Origin of the sequence: Rheinheimera sp. NSM (assembly GCF_052380015.1) — a bacterium.
Classification (GTDB): Bacteria; Pseudomonadota; Gammaproteobacteria; order Enterobacterales; family Alteromonadaceae; genus Alishewanella.
Genome location: NZ_JBQTCI010000018.1, coordinates 1 through 444, shown reverse-complemented (window position 1 = coordinate 444; position 444 = coordinate 1). Strand labels below are relative to the sequence as shown.

At 50.9% G+C, this 444-nt stretch carries 1 tRNA gene; it reads left to right on the top strand.

The features are described 5' to 3' along the window. The first annotated feature begins 4 nt into the window (after nucleotides 1–4). Nucleotides 5–80, top strand: a tRNA-Ala gene (locus ACTZWV_RS19885). The last annotated feature ends 364 nt before the right edge of the window (nucleotides 81–444 follow it).

Here is a 444-nt window from a genome sequence, read left to right as displayed (position 1 = left end):
AGACGGGGCTATAGCTCAGCTGGGAGAGCGCCTGCCTTGCACGCAGGAGGTCAGCGGTTCGATCCCGCTTAGCTCCACCATACCGCGGCGGCACAGACACCTTGAATACCTGACGCAAGTCAGTGTGCAGAAAAGAATGTTTCAGAACGATGAAGCCTTCCTTTCTGATCACTGGGTCAGAATTGCTCTTTAACAATTCGGATGAGATTGAAACACGAGATTTACTCGCTAGTTCCGGGTAAATCTCAGCGATAACGATCAAGCGTTATCCGGTGTGTCGTTGAAGTGGTTGTTTATGGCTTCAGTCGACTGTCTCTGAATCACGTCAAACGACGGGTAACCTGGATCACTTCGGTGGTCAGGGGTACACATCGGACGACGGAGGAAGGTCAGTTGTCTTGGGGTTATATAGTCAAGCAACTAAGCGCATACGGTGGATGCCTT